Source organism: Pantoea sp. FN0305 (assembly GCF_050113845.1).
GTDB lineage: Bacteria > Pseudomonadota > Gammaproteobacteria > Enterobacterales > Enterobacteriaceae > Mixta > Mixta alhagi.
Genome location: NZ_JBNJSN010000014.1, coordinates 1 through 17051 on the forward strand (window position 1 = coordinate 1; position 17051 = coordinate 17051).

The window sequence follows — 17051 nt, forward strand, 5'->3', positions numbered from 1 at the left end:
AATTTTGTGGCTGCACAACTTTATAAAAGCCCAACAGAGCTGAAACCAAATCCTCAGCGCTGAAGCCGCTGTCGGTGTACCAGCTAAAAAACGGCATCGACTGCCAGTTCTCGAACGCAATCGCCGTTTCCATCATCATCGCCAGCGTAATGCTGTGCCTTTCTGCAAGCGTTCGCCCTCGTTTGATATTCCAGCGCGAACAGCGGCCGGTACGAACCTGTTTGTACGTCATTGTTTGCTGATACTCAACCAGATAGTAAGGCTGCCCGCTGGCCTCGCCCCTTTCCATTTGTCCAAGGCAATCCGTTATATCACCCCCACGCGCATGCCCTAAATCTATCCAGCCTAAAACTTCTGAATAGATCAACCCATACTCTTTTGTCCCTGATGCCTGGGGATCAATAATATCCTTACGTTTGCTCATAGCTATCCCTGCATGGTTAACAACAAGGTTTTGGCGAAAAAACAGCCCGTGCCATAAGCAAAATAAGGGAGAAGCGCAGCCGCACACTTAAGACCTGTCTCGAAAATGTACCAGGAAAAGGGCATTGCCCGGGATAACGTGATCGTCTGGCAGACGCCGGTCCGGGTGGCTGCAACAGCGTGATGCTACTGGCTTAGTAAACCTGGAAGCGCTGCGGATAGTCGTTGCTGTCCGGCTGGTTAGCGCACAGCTGGGTGAGAGTCTGGCTACGGAAGGGAATGACCTGGGTGCGATTATCTACGCTGACAATTTGGTAAAACTGCGGCAGGTTGAAATTAACGAAGCTGGAGCCGTAGGTAAAACGATCGTGCGAAGAGGAGTAGAAGCGGCTCACGTCGCGCACCAGCTCCTCTTTGCTGCCTTCGCAGTGGTGATAAACCTCAATGCGATTGGCCTCATCCAGAATATAGATATTGAAGCCGCTATCGTTATTGGTGTCCTCAAAAAAGAACTGGATGATCCCTTCGCTGGCATAGCCATTAACCACCGGCGGCAGCTGAACCTGCTCGGTCTCAACTTTAATCGACAGGCCGTGCAGCTTGTTGTTGGAAATCGCGCCGTAAAATTCCACCGCGTTTTCCAGTTTCTGCACCGAGACGCCCAGGCGTTCAAAAAAGAGCCCCCATGTCTGACCGGCGACGCGCAGGGCTTTAAAGCGGCCCGGATCCTGACGCGTGCTGGAGAGACGCAGCTCAATGCATTCGGAAACCAGCTGCTGGACGCGCGTACGGATCAGCCCGCGCAGATGCTGGCTATAGCAGAACACTTCAACCGCATCGGGCGGTGCTGCATCCTGATGCATCTTACCGAGAATGGTTTTTAACGCATCCAGCATCGCCTGCTCGCCGCTGAAGTGCAGCGTACGCACTTCATTCCACGAGTTACGGTAAAGCAGGTCGATACTGCCGATCAGGCACTGCTGCTGCTGGCCAAAGCTGAACACGTCCAGCTTACGGAAATCAAAATGCACGACCTGATTACGGAAGGCGGCGGTCGGGTCATATTCCAGATTAACGATCAACGCCAGATGACGAATTTCGCACGGGCTGTAGAGCGCTTTCGCCGTAGGGGCCGGCAGCCGCAGCGGGAAATGGTGCGAAACATCCGCTACCAGCTCCTGCAACCGCGCCAGATCGCAGATTTCGTTGCCTTTAATATGCAGACGGGTTCTTTCCGTCAGTAAGCCGTTAAACCAGGCCCAGGCCACCAGCTTATTCAGGTAGCGGTTATACTCCAGCGGCTGATGGCTGATAATCGAACTCATATCCGGCGCCTGGTTATACAGATACCAGCCTGACCGGTTAGCACGCCCGGCCGGAACATGAATAAAGGTTAAATGCGTTTCGGACAAATCGGGCGAAATCTGCGGGTTAACCAGCGTCACTTTGCCCGGCAGCGCTTCAAAAGCGGCATACAGCTTACGCGTCAGCACGCCAATATCCTGCGGGCTGGCGCTAACGCTTAAGTTGTTACGGCGCGCAAAACGAATCAGATTGCGATAGCTCTGCATCATCGCATCCAGCAGTTCATTATGCGCTTCACGCACACGTTCGATTTTCCAGTCGGCCCGGCTATCGAGCACCGCAAGACGCGCCTCGTCCCAACCCCATTCGCTGACCAGCTGCGCCAGAATCTCGCGCCGCCAGCCGGAGCGATGCGCGCTTTCATCCTGCGACAGTTTTTCACAGACTTTCAGGTAAAAGCAGCGCCGTACCAGATCGAGTCGGGCATGATCGTCGATGCTGGTCAGATAGTGCGTTACGCGTTCCAGCATCATGCAGTAGGGATCAAGACCGAACGACACGATTTCGCCATCGTGCAGGCGCTGTTTGATATCCATAGCCAGCAGGCGAGTCTGGGGATACTCCCAGGAGTAAGCCTCCAGCAGCAGGGTTTTCAATACGGCTTTATAGGGCGAGTCGATGCTTTTATAGAGCTGCCACAAGCTGGCGCCAAAATATTCTTCGGCAGAAAGCGTACTTAGCCCGCCCAGGTCGAGCCATTCATTTGGCGTGAGCACCCCTTGCGCATAAAGCGACATCACGTAGTCGTCGTAATGCTCTTCTTCTTCACCCGGCACCATATTCCACAGGATGCGCTTGCCAGCCATACGCACGGCGGTACGATAAAACTCATCCAGCAGTAATATATGCTGCGTTGAGCCGCAATCTTCGCCGCCCAGGCTGCCACTTTCATTATGGCGAAAGCGATTCTCGTCGATCAGAAAGAAGCTGACTTCAACGCCCATCGCCGCGCACCACTTCTGCAGCAGCTGACATTTTTTCTGCAGCGCCAGACGCTCTTCACCATCCAGCCATGACTGATGGCAAACCCAAATATCCAGGTCGGAAGTGCTGTTCTGTCCAACGGAAGAGGTACTGCCCATAGAATAGAGGCCGGTAATCGGCATCTCTCCTTTGGGCGGTATCGCGACAGGCTGGCTCGACTTGCGTTCAATTTCCTGCAAATAATGCAGTTGGCTTTCATCGGACGTGTAGAAGCTGATGCCGTAGGGAACGTTACCTTCAAGGTAACCCGGCATCAAAGGATGATGATGATGTAATAGGGTTGGCAGCAGACCGTATACCTGCTGGAAAGCAGGGCCCATTGCAGCCAGTGCGCGATCGACACGCAGTTGGTTGATGGCATCCAGTCTCTGTTTCAGTGTCTCAATGTAGAGGTACAAGACGTCTCGCCTGATTGTCCCAGTGCTTATAAATAACCCTGTTTCCGTACTCCGCCGCTTCATTAAAAAATTTTTCGGGCAGATTACTGCTGGAAACGTGATCAATCTAACACCTGGCAGATTGACCGTAAAGAAAGTTGCGCTACTTAACAGTTTAGCACGCTTTATCCACCGATCGATCTGTCCTGTCCCTTTTACGCTTTCCTTTACTCGTCTAAAAATCGTGGAAACTGACAGCCTTCCTGTATCAATGATAGGATAATCAATGAACGATCAAAACGGTATCAAGCATGTTAGATAAAATTTTAAGAATTGCCACCAGACAAAGTCCACTGGCGTTATGGCAGGCACAATATGTTCAGCAGCGTCTGATGGCCTGTCATCCGGGGCTGCAGGTGGAGCTGGTGCCGATGGTAACGCGCGGCGACATTATTCTTGACACCCCGCTGGCAAAAGTGGGCGGCAAGGGGCTTTTCGTCAAAGAGCTCGAACTGGCGATGCTTGAAAACCGGGCCGATATCGCGGTGCACTCTATGAAAGATGTGCCGGTAGAATTTCCGCAAGGTTTGGGCCTGGTCACCATTTGTGAGCGCGAAGATCCGCTGGACGCCTTTGTCTCGAATCACTACGCCACGCTGGATGCGTTACCGCAGGGCGCTGTGGTCGGCACCTCCAGCCTACGTCGTCAGTGTCAGCTGGCGGAGCTACGGCCCGACCTGACGATTCGCTCGCTGCGTGGCAACGTCGGTACGCGACTCTCAAAGCTGGACGCTGGTGAATATGACGCCATTATTCTGGCTGCCGCCGGTCTGAAACGCCTCGGCCTGCAGGATCGCATTCGTTATGCCATCCCCGCCGAAGTTTCTTTGCCTGCCGTGGGTCAGGGCGCCGTGGGGATTGAGTGTCGTCTGGACGATGAACAGACCATTATGCTGCTGGCGGCATTAAATGATGACGATACCGCGACGCGTGTAAAAGCGGAACGCGCTATGAATACGCGGCTGGAAGGTGGCTGTCAGGTTCCGATCGGTAGCTATGCCGTGCTTGAAGGCGATGATATTTGGCTACGCGGCCTGGTGGGTTCACCAGATGGTACATCCATGATCCGTGGCGAACGTCGCGGCCCGCGCACTCAGGCGGAGCAGCTGGGTATCTCCCTGGCGGATGAACTGCTTCAGAACGGCGCACGAGAGATCTTGCGCGAGGTTTATCAGGGAAATCCTCCAGCATGAGCATTCTTGTCACCCGCCCTTCCCCCTCAGGCGATGAGCTGGTGACGCGCCTGTGTGCGCTGGGTCATACGGCCTGGAGCTTTCCATTAATTGAGTTTTCCCCTGGACGTGAACTGGCGCAGCTGGCGCAGCAGCTTACTGCCCTGGCGCCTGGCGACCTGGTTTTTGTCCTTTCTCAGCATGTTATGCATTACGCGCAGCCCTGTTTGCAGCAGACGGGTTTAACATGGCCCGCTTCGCTGGACTATTATGCTATAGGGCGCACTACCGCCCTGGCGTTGCATCGTGCGTGCGGGCAGAACGTCCTCTGGCCGCCAGAGCATGAAACCAGCGAAATGCTGTTGCAATTGCCCACGCTGCGGCGGCTGAAGGGTAAAAAAGCGTTGATCCTACGCGGCAACGGTGGTCGCGAACTGCTTGGCACCACGCTGGCGCAGCGCGGAGCTGAGGTTCGCTTCCTGGAGTGCTACCAGCGTTGTGAAAAGTTTTATCATGGCCCCAGCGAAGGAAAACGCTGGCGTGACCGCGGTATTGATACGCTGGTGGTTACCAGCGGCGAGATGCTGCAACAACTTCATCGGTTATTCCCTGCGATAGATCGTGAGGAATGGCTGCTGGGCTGTCGGCTACTGGTCGTCAGCGAACGTTTGGCTACCCTGGCCCAGGAACTTGGCTGGCGTAATATCAAGGTAGCTGATGGTGCTGATAACGACGCGCTGGTGCGCGCGTTACAAACAACTTGAAAATGGGATGTGCCACAATGACGGAACAAAAAGATTCCTCCGCCATGGTTGAAGAGACAACGCCTGCGGTAGAAACCACGACTCCGCCTGCAAAAAAACCGACGCGTAAATCATCAGGCCAAACCGGCACCGCGCTGGGTGCTCTGGCGATTGTAGTTGCGTTGGCGATTGGGGCTGGGCTATGGGTCAATGGGCGTCATCAGGCGCAGCAACAGGCGCAGGTCAGCCAGACGTTAAGCGAACAGATCTCCGCGCTGACGCAGCAAAGCGAACGCGAAAAAGCGCAGCTGAAACAACAGCTGAGCACGCAGAGCAACGAACTGCATACCGCCCAGGCCCAGCAGGCAGCCCTGAGCCAACAGCTGGATGAATTGAAAGAAAAAGTGGCCACCATTTCAGGTAACGATTCTCGAACCTGGCTACTGGCGCAGGCCGATTATCTGGTAAAACTGGCCGGGCGTAAGCTGTGGAGCGATCAGGATGTGACTACCGCAGCGGCGCTGTTGAAAAGTGCTGATGCCAGCCTTGCGGATATGAACGATCCCAGTCTGGTTCCGGTGCGTCGGGCTATTACCCAGGATATCAGCAACCTTTCGGCGGTGAGCCAGGTTGACTATGACGGCATTATTTTAAAGCTGAATCAGCTCTCTAACGGCGTCGATAATCTGCGTCTGGCGGATAACGACAGCGATGATGCGCCCATGGATGCTGACAGTAATGAACTTAGCTCTTCGCTGCGAGAATGGCGTCAGAACCTGGTAAAAAGCTGGCACAACTTTATGGATGATTTTATTACCATCCGCCGCCGCGACAATACTGCAGAGCCGCTGTTAGCGCCGAATCAGGATGTTTACCTGCGTGAAAATATTCGCTCACGCCTGCTTATTGCCGCCCAGGCGGTGCCGCGTCATCAGGATGAGATCTATCGGCAGTCGGTGGATACCGTATCGACCTGGGTACGCGCCTGGTTTGATACCAGCGATGCCAGTACCAAATCTTTCCTGGCGCAGCTTGATGATTTAAGCCAGCAGACGGTTTCAATGGAAATTCCGGAGTCGCTGGAAAGCCAGCCGTTGCTGGACAAGCTGATGCAAACGCGGGTGCGTAACCTGCTGGCGCAGCCCGCTGAACCGGCAGCACAGCCGCAGCAGGGAGAGTAACGATGCTAAAAGTTTTTATACTATTTCTGTTGCTGATTGCCGGTGTGGTTATCGGTCCTATGATTGCGGGTCATCAGGGCTATGTGCTGATCCAGACCGACAACTGGAATATTGAAACCAGCGTAACCGGCCTGGCGATCATGCTCATTATCTCGCTGTTGGTGATCCTGGCCGTGGAATGGTTGCTGCGTCGCCTGTTCCGTACCGGCGCTAAAACCCGCGGCTGGTTTATGGGGCGCAAACGTAATCGCGCCCGTCGCCAAACGCATGAAGCGCTGCTTAAGCTGGCGGAAGGCGACTATCGCCAGGTAGAAAAATTGCTTTCGCGCAATGCCGATCATGCTGAGCAGCCAGTGGTCAACTACCTGTTGGCGGCAGAGGCGGCACAGCAACGCGGCGATGAGATGCGGGCGAACCAGCATCTGGAAAGAGCTGCAGAGCTGGCGCATAACGATCCTATCCCGGTGGAAATTACCCGCGTTCGTCTTCAGCTGGCACGTAATGAAGATCATGCTGCCCGTCATGGCATCGATCGTTTGCTGGACGTGGCTCCGCGCCATCCCGAAGTGCTGCGCCTGGCGGAACAGGCTTATATACGTACCGGCGGCTGGAGCGCGCTGATCGATATCCTGCCGGCGATGGAAAAAACGCAGGTGGCAGATGACGAGCATATTAAAGCGCTGCGTCAGCAGGCCTGGCTGGGTTTGATGAACCAGGCGATGGCGGAACAGGGTAGCGAAGGTCTGAAGCGCTGGTGGCAAAGCCTGACCCGTAAAACGCGCCACGAAACGGCGCTGCAGGTGGCAATGGCGGATCATTTAATTGCCTGCGACGATCATGATACCGCTCAACAGATCGTGCTGGATGGGCTGAAGCGTCACTATGATGAGCGCCTGATCCTGCTGATGCCTCGACTGAAAACCGGCAATCCGGAACAGCTGGAAAAAGCGCTGCGCCAGCAGATTAAACAGCACGGCGCTACACCATTGCTCTATAGCACCCTGGGTCAACTGTTAATGAAACATGGCGAGTGGCAGCAGGCAAGTGAAGCGTTCAGAGAAGCCCTGAAACAGCGCCCGGATGGTTTTGATTACGCCTGGCTGGCCGATACGCTGGATAAGCTGCATCATCCGGAAGAGGCCGCCCAGATGCGTCGCGAAGGTCTGTTGCTGACGTTAAAAAATAACCGCTAATAACAGCGTAAAAAAGCCGGGATAAAATCCGGCTTTTTTATGCGTGCTGTAATCCGCGATAAAAATTTAGCAAAGCTGTTTTCCTGACGTGACGATTGCCGTCTTGTTGCCGGAACAGCATAAGCGATGCAGTACTCAGATAAAAAAACACCTGCCTAAAACAGGCAGGTGTAAAGATCAGGTCGGTAAGACAACCGGATTGGTACCCGACTCAACGTAGTGCCCTTAAATCCAATAAGGCGAACGATATTGGCTGGCTGGACAACGGGTACCCTAATTTGGCTCTGCATCATTCCTGGTTTATGAAGCCGAAGCGAACATAAGAGGTGGAATGAGCATCTACGCAGATAGTATTGCATAAGCTGTGCCAGTCTGCGCTGATCTTTTCCGTTATTGTCTATCTCTTTGAATCAAGAAAAAATAGTCTGACGCCCTGTTTTAAGCAGCATATTGTTGTCATAAACAGGCGACAGCCTGCCAATAATTTGTCTCCATTTTGAGACAGCCCACACCCAACCAAAAGAGTTTATTTATAATCAATAGATTATATGTCTCTAGTCAGAGACATACGTGTTAGAAACAGCAAGAGCAGCATACGCTTAAACAAAAACCTTGTTACGTATCCGGGATGCAAACTCTTAGTCGATGCCCATCCGGATCAAGCGCCACGAAAGTTCTGCCAAATACCGCATCTTTTGGTGGCTGTTCTATTTCCACTCCTGCTCTGACCCAGCGCGTATAGAGCGCTTCTACAGCCTCGTTATTCGTCACCATAAAACATAGCTCCGTGCGATTATTCTGCCCGTTTGAGACAAAATCTTTTGCCTGAGTCGACCATAGCCCCAGGCTCAGACCATTATCAAAAGTAAAAGCGGCCCAGGTGGGAAGCACGACATCCGCTGGTTTTTCAAAAAGACGTTCATAAAACATACTGCTCTGTTCCGGACTCGAAACATAGAGGATTAACAAATTTGGCATTACCATGCTTTAATCTCCTGACCACAGAAAGATATGACTATGCCAGGGAGCCATGACAGAACGTGTCAGCATCAGGACCAAAACGGGCTGAACGCCTGCTAAATCTTCTTCAGATCCTGCGCCGACATCGCTATCCGGTTAGCGGTAATCATCTTGCTCAGGAATTACATATCAGCTTACGCACCCTTTATCGGGATATTACTTCATTGAGAACCCAGGGAGCCGATATTCAGGGAGAAGCCGGGACAGGATATATCCTTACGGCAGACTATCTGTTGCCTCCCCTGATGTTTACTCCTGAGCAACTGGAGGCGCTGGCCCTGGGGCTGCGCTGGGTTTCGCTATATAGCGATGCGGCTTTAAGCCAGGCGGCAGATGAGACTTTGAGTAATATTGCCTCTGTCCTGCCCGCTCGCCTTCAACCGGTTCTCACCCATTCAACGTTGCTTGTTGGCCGATCCGAAAACAAAAAAGAAAAAAGTGAAAATTTTAGTACGCTGCGTATGGCTATCAGAAGAGGATTAAAGATACGTATTGGCTATGAAGATCAAACAGGCAAGCAAAGTGAAAGGACGCTTTGGCCTTTTGCATTGGGTTATTTACCAGAGAGAAAGATGTTGACCGCCTGGTGCGAGCTGCGTAACGATTTTCGTCATTTTGATATAAACCGGCTCGGTTTTGTGCAGATGCTGGATGCACGCTATCCATATTCACGGCAGCGGTTGCTGAAACAGTGGCGTCAGGCGGGTTGTGATAAGGTCATTGGGGATAATAAATAAAGCAGAAGCAGAAGCAGAAGCAGAATATCAGATACAAAAAAACCTGCATAAGCAGGTTAATAAGATGGTCGGCGAGAGAGGATTCGAACCTCCGACCCACTGGTCCCAAACCAGTTGCGCTACCAAGCTGCGCTACTCGCCGACATAATGCTCTTATCTTACTTTCTTTTGCCTGGTGCGAAGAGAGGGACTTGAACCCTCACGTCCGTTAAGACACTAACACCTGAAGCTAGCGCGTCTACCAATTCCGCCACCTTCGCATGTTCCAGCAAAAGTTGGGGTGGCTAATGGGACTCGAACCCACGACAACTGGAATCACAATCCAGGGCTCTACCAACTGAGCTATAGCCACCATTACTTCTTACTACTAACGCGGTAAATGTTACCACCGCAGCTCTTGCGCCCGATTAATGGCGCGCCCGACAGGATTCGAACCTGAGACCTCTGCCTCCGGAGGGCAGCGCTCTATCCAGCTGAGCTACGGGCGCGTAGCGCCGTTGCGGATGGGGATACTACGGATTTGCACCCAAGCTGTCCAGTGCTTTTTTAATAAAAAAACGCGTTTGATTACGCTTTGTGCATTCCGTCTAAACAAACGCCAGTTCAGGTCGGCAAACGAATAAAAACCCCTCATTTAGCCGTTTGCCGCCCTGAAATAGCCGATCTTTATAACTGACCGCGATAGTAATAACGCAGGAATTTTATCAGACGCAGCTGACGACGCAGACGGCTGGGCTGGCTTAACAAGCGATAAAGCCATTCCAGCCCCAAACGCTGCCAGATAACCGGCGCGCGCTTCACATGTCCGGTAAAGACATCATAAGTGCCGCCTACGCCCATATAGAGCGCCTGCGGACAAACCTTTCGACACGCCTGCATCAGCAGTTCCTGCTTCGGTGACCCCATTGCCACCGTAACGATCTGCGCCCCGCTCTGTGCTACGCGTTTAAAAAGCGCTTCGCTGTCGTCTGCACTGAAATAGCCGTGCTGGGTGCCCACAATATTAACCTGCCACTGCTGGCGCAGCTTCGCTACCGTCTCTTCCATTACCTGCGGCTTGCCGCCGATCAGAAAGACCGGAATGCCTTGCTGCCCGGCACGCGCCATCAGCGCTTCCCACAAATCGGCCCCGGCGATGCGCGTAACCTGCGCCTGCGGATACTTTTTGCGGATCGCGCGCACAATGCTAATGCCGTCCGGGTATTTGATCTCCGCTGCATCAATCAGCTGACGCAGCGCCGGGTTTTCCTCATAGGCCAGCACCTTTTCCGCATTAATGGCGACCAGGGTGCCGCTACGTGCCTTGCCATCCGGGCAAAGATAGTCCAGGCATTCAGCCATGCCGGAAAAAGCGTGCAGCCTGATGCCACGAATCTGGTATTGGGGCGCCTTCGGCGTGACATCCATTTTAATAATCCTCACATCTTTCCGGCGTCGCGGCAGGCGTTTCCGCCAATATGCCAGCGCGTCGACGCGGACGAATCAAACCGGCGCTGTCCAGCAGCCAGAAAAGTAACTTAGCTATCATCACGCAGGCGGCAAAAATCAGGCAGAAGAAAACCACGCGGCTGACGAAGGCGTCCAGCCCTTCACGTGCCAGCACAATCATGTTGAACACCGCACCGAAACAGAAGCTTTGCAAGATTGCAGAGGTATAGCGGTTAGCGTGTTGTTTGCCTCCTTCATAAAGCCAGTCGAACCACTTAATAATCAGGCCCACCGCAACCGCGCCCACCGGAATAGCGGCTACGCCACCCATGACGATCAACGATCCCAACAAAGTGGGAGAGATCGCCAGACCTGAGTGGTTGTTCAGCACTTCCCAGGTGAAGTAGTTCGCGCTGTTCAGCACCAGTGAAGGTCGGCTCGGCCACAGCCAGCCGGGAATATAGACATAGAAATCACGAACAATCGGCGCCAGCCCCTGAAAGTGAATGTTGTCGTAGTTTTGTAACAGCAGCGCCAGGTTTTCCCACGGCGAGAAAGTGTCACGCGTCAGATAAAGAAATGTGTACAGCGCCTCGGCGCCGCTGACGTCAAGGTTATAGCGCCGCAGCGCCAGCCAGAACATCCCTACAATACCGAATGCGCCGGCGGCCGCCAGCATCCACAACGTGATCCAGCCGCGAATAATGCCGATGAACAAAAACAGGGCAAACGCAATAATGATGTTGGCGCGCGTGCCGCCAACAATGGCATAGGTCAGCAGGCCAAAGGCAACGGTGCTGGCAAGGAAAAATAGCCAGGCGCGTCGTCCTGGCTTCAGGAAGTAAACCACCAGCATTGCCGGAATAAAGAAATAGAAGAAGCGCTTGAGCGCCACGCTGGACACTTCACTGGAAAATATCTCGCTGTATGCATGCAGGCGAAACAGCAGAAAACCGTTACGCATAAAGAATATCGCCACGGTTACCAGCGCCAGCAGCGCCAGAATGCCCCAAATCAGATGCGCCTCTACCCGATTCACACTCAACAAGCTGCGCCCGCTATCAGTCCGTCGCGCCCGCAGACGCGTTTTATAGCTGACATAATAAATGGCGTAAAAACTGCCGGCCGCCAGCAACGCCTGCAATAAGAACGTCGGCGGTACTACCGTGACATCAAACCGGAAGACCAGCAAACTGGTTAAGGGAAAGCCGAAATAGAAGGTCAGCAAAAACAGTAGCGAGAAAAAGACGTTAAAGTTAAAGCGTACCCGCCGGAATTCGCGCCATGTCAGGGTCAGAATAAAGCCCAGCGACACCAGCCAGACCAGCAACAGGCCACCAAACTGCGCGAGACTCATTGCGCTCCTCCTTCTGCCAGCGTGAGCGCCTGCTTCCAGCCGCTAACAAAGGCTGGATCAAAGAAGGCGATGCCGGTTTTATCTATGCCAGAAAGCTGCTGACGAGCCTGAGCAACAATGTCCAGACTCAGCGCATCAGTATCAAACAATACGGGAAGCTGTTGCTCCACCATATCCTGCCAGAACGGGTTTTTCCGATTCAGTACCACCGGCACGTTGGCCTGCATCAGCAGACAAAGCGTCCCTATGCCCTGCTGACGCTCAAAAACAAAATAGCCCAGGTCGCAGTCGGCGATCAGTTGCAGATAGTCGTCAAACGCCATTTTATCGGTCAACAACGCCACCTGCCCATGGGGAAACAGATCGCGTGCAGCAGCGCTTACCTGATCGATATAAGCCTGATTATTGGGCGGATAACCGAGCGGCACTATCACCCTGACCTGTTCGCCAAACTGTTGCCGGATAGTCTGTAGCGCCGGAATGTGGCGATTGCTGGGATCGCCGGAGTTACCTAACAGCAGCGTAAAGGTTTTATCCTGACGCTGACGCGCTGGCATCGCCTGATGCATACGCGTAGGGAAATAGAGCAGCGAAGCTGGCACGCGCCGATGGCGCTGCTGATAATGGCTAATATCACCCCGGGTAGCGAACAGGTGCGCGACTCGTCCCTGCGCCAGTCGACGCAGCTGATAAAACAGACGGAACTTCAGGCTGCGTGACTCTTCATACAGATCCGCCCCCCAGACATGCCAGTAAACCTGATTGCGCCGCAGACTGCCGCTCAGTAATGCCAGCCACAGCCAGGGATTAAACTGCCCGTGCAGGAAAAAGTGGGTTTGCCGATCGCGCGCGCGTTGTAGCACCGCCTGGGCCAGCGCTTTTTTACTGGCAAAAATTTGCACCTGCAATGCCGGCCAGGCGGCGGCCAGCGTCATATCCTGGCTGACGACCATAAAGGTGCGCGGCGTGCGGCACGGCTGCGCTTCCCGCATTACATCATTAAAAAAACGCAGGATAGTCTGGTTATGATGCGGAATATCCGAACCCAGTACATGAATCAATGTCGTCATACTCTTCGGCGATAAATCAAAAAAGCGCATAAACAGAGCGCAAAATAGACAATATAGGTAGCCATATACGCCTGCGCGGCGCCGATGGCACCATAAGACGGTATTAACCAGCGCGAAAAAGCGGTCAGCAAAACAAACTGGCTAAGCTCGGCGGCAATATAAAAACGCAGCGAGGCTTTCGCAATCACCAAATAGCCGAAAACGTAAGCTCCAACCTTCAGCACATCGCCAATAAGCTGCCAGATAAAAAGGTCGCGCATGCCGGTGAACTGGCTGGAAAACAGCAGCCAGATCGCTACATCGCGCAGCAGCCAGACGCAAAAACCTACGGCAGCCACCGCTGGTAGCACAAAACGCAGCGTGCGGAAAATCTCGCGTGAGATTTCCGCTTTTGTATTCAGGCGTGAGAGCGTCGGCAGTAGCCAAACGCTAAAGGTGGCGGTAATAAACTGCAGCCAGGCATCGGATATGGTGGTAACGCCCTGCCATAGCCCGACTTCTTCCCAGCTATAGCGCGCTGCCAGCAGGTTACGCATCATCATCCAGGCAATAGGAAGCGTAGCGGACGTAATAAGCGCCATCAGCGTAAACTTAGCCAGCTGACGCGCCAACTCACTCCGCCAGCGCGGTGCCAGCGCGCGCAGCGGCAAGTGGTCGCGCTTTATCAGCAGCAGCAGCGCCGGAATGGCGATCAGCGCCGGCACCAGCGCCAGCCCAACCAGTGCGCCGCTATAGCCGCCCAGCCAGTAACAGATGACATAACCGATTACGCCGATGAGGCTGCCTGCCATCAGCGACAGCGCATTGCCCATCGCATCGCGGAACCCTTTCATGATTGCCAGCGCCAGATTGGCCCAGGCGATACCCATCTGCAAAAATGCCACGATGCGAATCACCTGCTGATAACGATCGTGACCAAACAGCAGCTGGCTAATGGGCGCGGCAGCCAGCAGAAAAATCACCGCCAACAGCGTGGAAAAGCCCAGCACCATGGTGACGGCAGTGCCGGTAACGGCGGCCAATTGCTGCGGCTGCTGTTGATACTGCGCGACATACTTAGTGACGCCATTAAAGATACCGGCACCCGCCAGCACGCCCAGCACGGTGATCAGCTGGCGGAAGTTGCCCGCCTGCCCTACTCCTTCCGGCCCAAAGCTGACTGCCAGCAGCTTTACCACCAGCAAGCCGACAGCAATTTTTACCAGCGTGGACGCTGCGGTCCACACCGAGGCTTTAGCTAATGACATATCAGGAGAAGAAACTCAGCAGAGAGTTGATAACGGTGCTTTGATTGTTATCTGACAGGTTATAGAACAGCGGCAGACGCAGCAGGCGTTCGCTTTCAACGGTGGTATAGCGATCCTCGCCCGCAAAGCGGCCAAACTGCTCTCCCGCAGGCGAGCTATGCAGCGGAATGTAATGAAAGACCGCCAGGATCTCCGCCTCTTTTAGCCAGTTAATCAGCGCCGCCCGATCGTCCGCATCGCGCAGTTTAATGTAAAACATATGGGCATTGTGTTGGCAATCTAAAGGGATGCCCGGCAGTTCAATACGGCCCCGAGCCGCAACCGGCTTTAGGGCATCATGATAACGCTGCCAGAGATGCAGCCGTTGCTGATTAATCCGCGTTGCCGCTTCCAGTTGCGCCCACAGATAGGCTGCCTGCAGATCGGACATAAGATAGCTGGAGCCGATATCGCGCCAGGTATATTTATCCACCTGCCCACGGAAAAACTGGCTCCGGTTAGTGCCTTTTTCACGAATGATTTCTGCCCGTTCCACCAGCGCGCTGTCATTGATCAGCGTGGCGCCGCCTTCACCGCCCGCGGTGTAGTTTTTCGTTTCGTGAAAGCTGAAACAACCGATGTGGCCGATGCTGCCCAGCGCCCGCCCTTTGTATGTAGACATGACGCCCTGCGCCGCGTCCTCAATCACATACAGTTGGTACTTGCGCGCCAGCGCCATAATCACGTCCATGTCACAGGCAACGCCTGCATAGTGAACCGGCACAATAGCCCGCGTTTTTTCAGTGATGGCCGCTTCGATACGGGTTTCATCAATGTTCAGCGTATCAGGACGCACATCCACAAACACAATCTTCGCGCCGCGCAGCACAAACGCATTGGCGGTAGAAACAAAAGTGTAGCTCGGCATAATCACTTCATCACCGGGCTGAATATTGATCAGCAACGCGGCCATTTCCAGCGATGCGGTGCAGGAGGGCGTCAGCAGAACCTTTTTACTGCCGAAACGCTGCTCCATCCACTGCTGACAGCGACGCGTAAAGCCGCCGTCGCCGCACAGCTTGCCGCTACTCATGGCGGATTGCATATATTCAACTTCGGTTCCCACCACCGGTGGCGCATTAAATGGAATCATGACGTTACCTGTATAACCAGTAAGCAGTGCTCTCAAGAGTGGCACCACAACGAAGATAGAGCCGCATTGCGGCCAGATTGCTGAGCTGCGTCGCAACATGCAATTTGTTACGCCGCCGCGCCCGGCACCAGTCAAGCGCCGCCAGCATCAGCCGGGTCCCAACGCCCTGGCCCTGCGCTGTCGGCAGGGTCGCCAGCAGGCCGATACGCGCCTCATCAACGCCCAGCTCGCGCAGCGAAACGAAGCCCTGCAGCTTGCCCTGTTCATCATGCGCGATCAGACACTGGTTATCGAACGTGCCGCGTACTGCGTTTTCGATCCATTGCGCATAAAAGCGGGCGCTGTCGTGCGGCTGATACCAGGGCGCGCGAAAGCGGCTGTAAGCGAAAGCGGCGCCAGCGGCGGTACGCAATGCCGGAATATGTTCCGGTCGCGCGATACGTATACCGGATTGACGCTCCCCGGCGGTGACGGCAAGCAGTAGATCCGCCTCTCCTTCCACCAGGTGGAACCCCAGCTGCTGTAGCGTATCCAGCTGTGCGGTCTGCTGGCTGTCGACTTTTGCCTGCACCACATCAAACGCGTCGAGCTGCGCCAAATCGAGCGTGGCGGAGGCATCCCATGCCAGTTGAGCGCTGTTGTGTTGGAAAAAGGCGTTTTCCCAGTCGAGCGTTTTAATACTGGCGTGGACGCGCATGTAAGATATCCAGTAGATACTGACCGTAGCCGGTTTTTTGCAGCGCCTGAGCCGCACGGCGCAGGCCATCATCATCCAGCCAGCCGTTGCGCCAGGCGATCTCCTCCAGACAGGCGATTTTAAAGCCCTGCCGTTTTTCAACCGTTTGCACAAAGGTGCTGGCTTCAATCAGGCTGTCATGCGTACCGGTATCCAGCCAGGCAAAGCCACGGCCCAGCAGTTCAACGCTGAGTTCGCCCTGTTCCAGATAACGCTGGTTAATAGAGGTGATTTCCAGCTCGCCGCGTGACGAAGGCTTAACCTGGCGTGCGAACTCCACGACCTGGCTATCGTAAAAATAAAGCCCGGTAATCGCCCAGTTAGATCGGGGTTTAACGGGTTTCTCTTCCAGTGAAATCGCGCGGAAATCGTCGTCAAACTCCACCACGCCAAAGCGCTCGGGATCCATAACCTGATAGCCAAAAACTGTCGCGCCCTGACTACGCGCCGCCACTTTTTTCAATTTGGGACTGAAGCCCTGACCGAACCAGATATTATCGCCCAGCGCCAGACAGCTCGGCTCGCCGTTAAGAAACGTTTCGCCAATAATAAAAGCCTGCGCCAGGCCATCCGGGCTGGGCTGGGCCGCATACGCCAGCCGGATGCCGAATTCGCTGCCGTCGCCCAACAGGCGCTGGAAGTGCGGCATATCATCCGGCGTGGTAATAATCAGAATTTCGCGGATGCCTGCCAGCATTAATACTGACAGGGGATAGTAGATCATCGGCTTGTCATAGATGGGCAGCAGCTGTTTCGAGATCCCTCGCGTGATAGGATGCAACCGCGTACCGGATCCACCGGCCAGAATAATGCCTTTCATGGTGAT

At 54.2% G+C, this 17051-nt stretch carries 14 protein-coding genes, 4 tRNA genes and 1 pseudogene; 5 read left to right on the forward strand and 14 right to left on the reverse strand.

The genetic code is table 11. The features are described from left to right. Together ACQE3Y_RS19510 and ACQE3Y_RS19515 are read right to left on the reverse strand one after the other, a co-directional pair. A pseudogene (locus ACQE3Y_RS19510) lies at positions 1-424 on the reverse strand (hypothetical protein); the annotation flags it as partial. 193 nt (positions 425-617) lie between these two features. Next, a complete protein-coding gene (locus ACQE3Y_RS19515) occupies positions 618-3170 on the reverse strand; it encodes a class I adenylate cyclase (protein ID WP_426975089.1) in 2553 nt (850 codons plus the stop codon). A gap of 290 nt (positions 3171-3460) precedes the next feature. Here ACQE3Y_RS19515 and hemC point away from each other — a divergent pair, with 290 nt between their 5' ends. Genes hemC through hemY form a run of 4 tightly spaced genes read left to right on the forward strand, consistent with a single transcriptional unit; the run spans position 3461 to position 7498 of the window. Then, positions 3461-4402, forward strand: a complete 942-nt coding sequence (gene hemC, locus ACQE3Y_RS19520; protein ID WP_085069454.1) for a hydroxymethylbilane synthase — start codon at positions 3461-3463, stop codon at positions 4400-4402. Next, positions 4399-5145 (forward strand): uroporphyrinogen-III synthase, encoded by a 747-nt coding sequence (gene hemD, locus ACQE3Y_RS19525; RefSeq protein WP_426975088.1) that lies wholly within the window; start codon positions 4399-4401, stop codon positions 5143-5145. Before hemC ends, hemD begins: the two co-directional genes overlap by 4 nt. A 17-nt stretch (positions 5146-5162) precedes the next feature. Further along, a complete protein-coding gene (gene hemX / locus ACQE3Y_RS19530) occupies positions 5163-6305 on the forward strand; it encodes a uroporphyrinogen-III C-methyltransferase (protein ID WP_250651140.1) in 1143 nt (380 codons plus the stop codon). Positions 6306-6307: 2 nt separating this feature from the next. Continuing rightward, positions 6308-7498 carry a protoheme IX biogenesis protein HemY gene (hemY, locus tag ACQE3Y_RS19535; RefSeq protein ID WP_426975087.1) on the forward strand — a complete coding sequence of 397 codons (1191 nt, stop codon included), beginning with the start codon at positions 6308-6310 and terminating at the stop codon, positions 7496-7498. A gap of 615 nt (positions 7499-8113) precedes the next feature. On the opposite strand, the gene ACQE3Y_RS19540 is transcribed toward hemY, so the two are convergent. Further along, on the reverse strand, positions 8114-8482 hold the full coding sequence (locus ACQE3Y_RS19540; protein ID WP_426975086.1) for a VOC family protein: 369 nt from the start codon (positions 8480-8482) through the stop codon (positions 8114-8116). Between the two features lie 56 nt (positions 8483-8538). On the opposite strand from ACQE3Y_RS19540, the gene ACQE3Y_RS19545 reads away from it, so the two are divergent. Then, on the forward strand, positions 8539-9255 hold the full coding sequence (locus tag ACQE3Y_RS19545) for a helix-turn-helix transcriptional regulator (RefSeq protein ID WP_426975085.1): 717 nt from the start codon (positions 8539-8541) through the stop codon (positions 9253-9255). 65 nt (positions 9256-9320) lie between these two features. Here ACQE3Y_RS19545 and ACQE3Y_RS19550 read toward each other — a convergent pair. From ACQE3Y_RS19550 to rfbA, 11 genes are all read right to left on the reverse strand, one after another. Beyond that, positions 9321-9397 (reverse strand) — tRNA-Pro (locus ACQE3Y_RS19550). Positions 9398-9428: 31 nt separating this feature from the next. Beyond that, positions 9429-9515 (reverse strand) — tRNA-Leu (locus tag ACQE3Y_RS19555). A 16-nt stretch (positions 9516-9531) separates the two neighbouring features. Further along, positions 9532-9607, reverse strand: a tRNA-His gene (locus ACQE3Y_RS19560). Positions 9608-9666: 59 nt separating this feature from the next. Continuing rightward, positions 9667-9743 (reverse strand) — tRNA-Arg (locus ACQE3Y_RS19565). A 178-nt stretch (positions 9744-9921) separates the two neighbouring features. After that, positions 9922-10662, reverse strand: coding sequence for a lipopolysaccharide N-acetylmannosaminouronosyltransferase (wecG, locus tag ACQE3Y_RS19570; protein ID WP_426975124.1), 741 nt, complete (start codon positions 10660-10662; stop codon positions 9922-9924). A gap of 1 nt (position 10663) precedes the next feature. After that, the gene (gene wzyE / locus ACQE3Y_RS19575; protein ID WP_426975084.1) at positions 10664-12040 is read right to left on the reverse strand and encodes an ECA oligosaccharide polymerase; all 1377 of its coding nucleotides are present in this window, start codon (positions 12038-12040) and stop codon (positions 10664-10666) included. Further along, positions 12037-13110: a TDP-N-acetylfucosamine:lipid II N-acetylfucosaminyltransferase gene (locus ACQE3Y_RS19580; protein ID WP_426982325.1), complete on the reverse strand. Its 1074-nt coding sequence runs from the start codon at positions 13108-13110 to the stop codon at positions 12037-12039. Before ACQE3Y_RS19580 ends, wzyE begins: the two co-directional genes overlap by 4 nt. Then, positions 13107-14357, reverse strand: coding sequence for a lipid III flippase WzxE (wzxE, locus tag ACQE3Y_RS19585; RefSeq protein ID WP_426982326.1), 1251 nt, complete (start codon positions 14355-14357; stop codon positions 13107-13109). Before wzxE ends, ACQE3Y_RS19580 begins: the two co-directional genes overlap by 4 nt. Position 14358: 1 nt before the next feature. Further along, positions 14359-15489: a dTDP-4-amino-4,6-dideoxygalactose transaminase gene (rffA, locus tag ACQE3Y_RS19590; protein ID WP_426982327.1), complete on the reverse strand. Its 1131-nt coding sequence runs from the start codon at positions 15487-15489 to the stop codon at positions 14359-14361. A 4-nt stretch (positions 15490-15493) separates the two neighbouring features. Then, positions 15494-16186, reverse strand: coding sequence for a dTDP-4-amino-4,6-dideoxy-D-galactose acyltransferase (rffC, locus tag ACQE3Y_RS19595; protein ID WP_426982328.1), 693 nt, complete (start codon positions 16184-16186; stop codon positions 15494-15496). Then, positions 16164-17045, reverse strand: coding sequence for a glucose-1-phosphate thymidylyltransferase RfbA (gene rfbA, locus ACQE3Y_RS19600; protein ID WP_426982329.1), 882 nt, complete (start codon positions 17043-17045; stop codon positions 16164-16166). The genes rffC and rfbA overlap by 23 nt, the downstream gene beginning before the upstream one ends. Positions 17046-17051 lie beyond the last annotated feature (6 nt).

Excerpts from the sequence above, each read along its gene's own strand:
- hemC (WP_085069454.1), top strand. The coding sequence starts at position 3,461 with ATGTTAGATAAAATTTTAAGAATTGCCACCAGACAAAGTCCACTGGCG.
- hemD (WP_426975088.1), top strand. The coding sequence starts at position 4,399 with ATGAGCATTCTTGTCACCCGCCCTTCCCCCTCAGGCGATGAGCTGGTG.
- hemX (WP_250651140.1), top strand. The coding sequence starts at position 5,163 with ATGACGGAACAAAAAGATTCCTCCGCCATGGTTGAAGAGACAACGCCT.
- hemY (WP_426975087.1), top strand. The coding sequence starts at position 6,308 with ATGCTAAAAGTTTTTATACTATTTCTGTTGCTGATTGCCGGTGTGGTT.
- ACQE3Y_RS19540 (WP_426975086.1), bottom strand. The coding sequence starts at position 8,482 with ATGGTAATGCCAAATTTGTTAATCCTCTATGTTTCGAGTCCGGAACAG.
- wecG (WP_426975124.1), bottom strand. The coding sequence starts at position 10,662 with ATGGATGTCACGCCGAAGGCGCCCCAATACCAGATTCGTGGCATCAGG.
- wzyE (WP_426975084.1), bottom strand. The coding sequence starts at position 12,040 with ATGAGTCTCGCGCAGTTTGGTGGCCTGTTGCTGGTCTGGCTGGTGTCG.
- ACQE3Y_RS19580 (WP_426982325.1), bottom strand. The coding sequence starts at position 13,110 with ATGACGACATTGATTCATGTACTGGGTTCGGATATTCCGCATCATAAC.
- wzxE (WP_426982326.1), bottom strand. The coding sequence starts at position 14,357 with ATGTCATTAGCTAAAGCCTCGGTGTGGACCGCAGCGTCCACGCTGGTA.
- rffA (WP_426982327.1), bottom strand. The coding sequence starts at position 15,489 with ATGATTCCATTTAATGCGCCACCGGTGGTGGGAACCGAAGTTGAATAT.
- rffC (WP_426982328.1), bottom strand. The coding sequence starts at position 16,186 with ATGCGCGTCCACGCCAGTATTAAAACGCTCGACTGGGAAAACGCCTTT.
- rfbA (WP_426982329.1), bottom strand. The coding sequence starts at position 17,045 with ATGAAAGGCATTATTCTGGCCGGTGGATCCGGTACGCGGTTGCATCCT.